Below are 4,004 nucleotides of genomic sequence, written 5' to 3' on the forward strand. Positions count from 1 at the left end.
TTTCGTTTTGTACTTGGGTTTGCAGCGATACTTTCGATTGGGTTTATTATTATTCTCATAGTAGAATATTTTTATTAGTGGTAAAAAAAGAATCCCGCGGTGCGCTAGCGCACCGCGGGATATAGGAGTCGTTATAGCATATATACTTAATCAATATAATATTGACGAGGTTAGTACTCTAGTGTACATTAGTGCCATACGGACTGGAGAGTGTAGGCATCCCAATGAAAAAAGGAAAAATGGGAATAAGCTCCTACTTAAGTCGATGTCGCTTCCTGATTTAAGGTAGCGTTCTCCAGCCCTTTATGGGCCTTTTTTGTTACTAAAAAGCTAGCAAGCTATAAACTAAAAGCTAACATATGGCACTTACAAAAGAGAAAAAAATAGAAATAGTAGGAAAACTCAAAGATATTTTCAAGAAATCTCCATCGGTTGTATTTGTAAACTTCCACGGCCTTTCAGTGGCGGACACAGGTGCTATGCGAAGTACGTTTCGAGAGCAAGGAGTAGGATATTTTGTCACAAAAAAGACACTCATCCACCGAGTATTATTGGATTCTGGCGTGAAGGGGAATCTGCCTGTACTTGATGGGGAACTTGCCCTCGTGTATCTCTCCGGCAGTGATGACAACATTGCCCCAGCACGAGGTGTGTACGAATTTGTACAAAAGCATAAGAATAATATCACCATACTCGGTGGAATATTTGATGGGAAATATATAGATCATGTCGAGATGACTTCTATTGCAACAATCCCATCACTTGAGGTGCTTTACGGTCAGTTTGTCAATATTATCAATTCGCCTATTGCTGGACTGGTGATAGCACTCAATGGAATTGCCGAGGCAAAAAATTAAAAAAATATTACAAGTAATATATTATATTTATGACAGAAGAAACTAAAGCAAATGTAATACCAGAGGAAAAGAAGGAAAAAGAAACTTCTCAATCAGTTTCTGAAAAAACATCTTCTTCAACTCAAGCTACAGAAGACAAGGAGGAAAAAAAGGCAGATATACCGACAAAATTCAAAAAGCTTATAGAGGAAATTGAAAAAATGACTGTTCTTGAGCTTCATGAACTTGTCAAAGTTCTCGAAGATAGATTTGGTGTGTCAGCGCAGGCAGTTGCCGTCGCATCACCAGGCGGAGCTGTAGGGGATGGAGACAGCGAAGAGCAGAGTTTGTTTACGGTTGAACTCAAGAGCGTAGGTGAGAAAAAAATCGCTGTAATCAAAGCGGTAAAAGAAATTCTTGGTCTTGGACTGAAAGATGCTAAAGATCTAACAGACGGAGCACCAAGTGTACTTAAAGAAGGAGTGAAGAAAACAGACGCAGAAGAAATGAAGAAAAAGATAGAAGATGCAGGAGGAACAATTACTTTAAAGTAACTGTTCTGGGCTAAACCCTAAACAAGCTTTGCTTGTCGGGTCGCCCGAACACTTCATCTCATGAAGTGTTCGGGGGAGGTACGGTAGAGTTGAAGTAGCCCATACACAACACACATAAAGACACCTCAATAGAGGTGTCTTTATGTGTGTTGTCCACTATGTAGGTTATTTTTGTAGTGCTACAATACGCATATGGAGATTCTTTCTAAACTGTTTGGGAGCAGTGCGCGAGTTAAGATACTGCGACTTTTTCTATTTAATAAGAATAAAATATTTGACATAAACAAGATTGCCTATCGCACAAAAGTGTCTGTTTTCGTTGCTAGAAAAGAACTTGTGATGATGGAAAATATAGAGTTTGTGAAGCGAAAAATATTTTACAAAACAGTTGAAAGAATAAGTGGATCAAAGACCATTAAGTCAAAACGAAAAGTCGCAGGTTGGATTGTAAATGAAAAGTTTTTGTATCTGAAGCCGCTGTATCAGTTTCTCATAAATGCCACTCCGCTGAAGAGTAAAGAAATAGAAAAGAGGATAAATCGAATTGGTGCCGTAAAACTCATTATAGTCTCAGGTGTATTTATACAGGATTGGGACTCCAGAGTAGACATGCTTATCGTGGGTGACAAGTTGAAAAAGTCTAATCTTGAATCAACAATAAAAAGTATAGAAGCAGAAGTTGGAAAAGAGCTTCGCTATGCTACATTTTCTACAGAGGACTTTAAATATAGACTCAATATCTACGACAAGCTCGTACGGGACATACTAGACTACCCTCATGAGGTTGTAATGGATCGAATAGGATTTTTTGTTGATTCTCGAACCTCTCAATAAGAACATTTGGTTATCCACATAGCACTGTAGGATGACCACAAGAGCGGGTGCTATTATGGGAGTGTGCAATTAAATATTTGTACGCTTTATAAAGGTCGTTTGCCAAGAATTTCCTTGGCTCAAGTATTCTATTAGATTTTAACAGTTTAAATCCTAGGTACTCTTGTCACTGTATGTTGGCAAGAGAATTACATACAACATGATACTACAAACATGGGCAGACGTGCTTACACGGTCTCTCTACGATCTGTGGTTGGGAATTGTCGATTTCGTACCTAACCTCGTTGTTGCACTTGTCATCTTTGCAATCGGTTGGGTTATCGGAGCAGTACTCGGACGAGTGGTTGCTCAGATTGTAAAATCACTGAAAGTTGACAGCGCACTTCGTAGTGCTGGTCTAGAAGACGTCTTCAGTCGTGCAGGTTTTGAGCTTAATGCGGGACGATTTCTCGGGGGATTAGTGAAATGGTTCATAATCATTGTCTTTTTGGTAGCATCACTTGATGTACTAAAATTGACACAGGTAAATGTATTCCTACAAGAAGTGGTATTATTCTACCTGCCACAGGTGATTGTTGCAGTACTTATACTGCTTGTTGCCGCAGTTATTGCTGAGGTTATGCAGAGTGTGGTTATTGGATCTGCAAAGGCAGCCGGTATACGCTCAGCTCATTTCCTCGGAAGTGTGGCACGATGGGCTATTTGGATATTTGCAGTGCTCGCCGCGCTCAATCAACTCGGCGTTGCAACCGCATTTGTCCAGACTCTCTTTACTGGTGTAGTGGTGGCGCTTTCACTCGCTGTGGGGCTTTCATTTGGTCTCGGTGGGCAAGAAGCAGCAGCTCGCTATATTGAAAAGATGCGAGACGAAATCACAAAATAACGCTTATTTTCTAGGTATTTTTATTAAACCACCCCGCGCCTCAAAGGCGCGGGGTGGTTTGTTTGACAGGTGTATTCTGTGGTGTATACTACAAATACGTGTTTATGAATAAAATAACTAACCGAATATTGAGGCGGAAAAAATAACGACTGCAATATTGCGTTGTTTTGGCCGCTACTGTAGAGCGGTTTTTTTAATTTTTAGACACACAATTATTGACCTTTGACAATTTGTTCCACCACGGTGAAATTGAATCAGCCACCGGAGGTGGAGTTCTTCACATTACAAGAATGTGAAGGCAAGCAGGTAAAAATATAATCACTTCAATGAAGTGATTAGTAGACAAGCCCCATTAGAAGTATGGCGCGGAATATATCCGCGACTTCTAACGGGGTAAGCAAACAATGTGCGGTTTTTAGATTTCCTAATAGGAGATCTAAGGGCGTACGGTGGATGCCTAGACTGAAAAAGGCGATGAAGGACGTGGCGTGGCTGCGATAAGCTTCGGGGAGGTGCCTAGCAACCTTTGATCCGGAGATGTCCGAATGGGGAAACCTATCTGCCTATGGCAGATGCCAAACACTGTTAAGGTGTTTGGCGCGCACCCAGGGAAGTGAAACATCTCAGTACCTGGAGGAATAGAAAGCAAACTAATTTGTTTTCTGTCTGATATTGGAAAAGCAATTTTCTTGTCGGGCAGAAGACAAATGCGATTCCCACAGTAGCGGCGAGCGAAATGGGAACAGCCCAAACCGAGCTGTAGATTTTTGGTTGCACGATGGACATCGGATGTCCAAAAGGTAGGACATCCGATGTTCTAAAATCGTGCCCAAAAATGTACAGCTCGGGGCTGTAAGGTAGTAATGTCCTGTTTATATAGGAGGAGAGTTACAAAGT

At 41.0% G+C, this 4,004-nt stretch carries 4 protein-coding genes and 1 rRNA gene; all 5 read left to right on the plus strand.

The window, feature by feature from the left end; all coding sequences use genetic code 11:
• The first annotated feature begins 359 nt into the window (after positions 1-359).
• Positions 360-857, plus strand: coding sequence for a 50S ribosomal protein L10 (locus IIB50_02945; protein ID MCH7530047.1), 498 nt, complete (start codon positions 360-362; stop codon positions 855-857).
• A gap of 29 nt (positions 858-886) precedes the next feature.
• Positions 887-1,390 (plus strand): 50S ribosomal protein L7/L12, encoded by a 504-nt coding sequence (gene rplL, locus IIB50_02950; GenBank protein ID MCH7530048.1) that lies wholly within the window; start codon positions 887-889, stop codon positions 1,388-1,390.
• Positions 1,391-1,582: 192 nt separating this feature from the next.
• Positions 1,583-2,224: a hypothetical protein gene (locus IIB50_02955; GenBank protein MCH7530049.1), complete on the plus strand. Its 642-nt coding sequence runs from the start codon at positions 1,583-1,585 to the stop codon at positions 2,222-2,224.
• 199 nt (positions 2,225-2,423) lie between these two features.
• The gene (locus IIB50_02960; protein ID MCH7530050.1) at positions 2,424-3,107 is read left to right on the plus strand and encodes a hypothetical protein; all 684 of its coding nucleotides are present in this window, start codon (positions 2,424-2,426) and stop codon (positions 3,105-3,107) included.
• Positions 3,108-3,533: 426 nt separating this feature from the next.
• A 23S ribosomal RNA gene (locus IIB50_02965) occupies positions 3,534-4,004 on the plus strand; the annotation flags it as partial.

Source organism: Patescibacteria group bacterium (assembly GCA_022560785.1).
Classification (GTDB): domain Bacteria; phylum Patescibacteriota; class Minisyncoccia; order Phycocordibacterales; family JADFSL01; genus JADFSL01.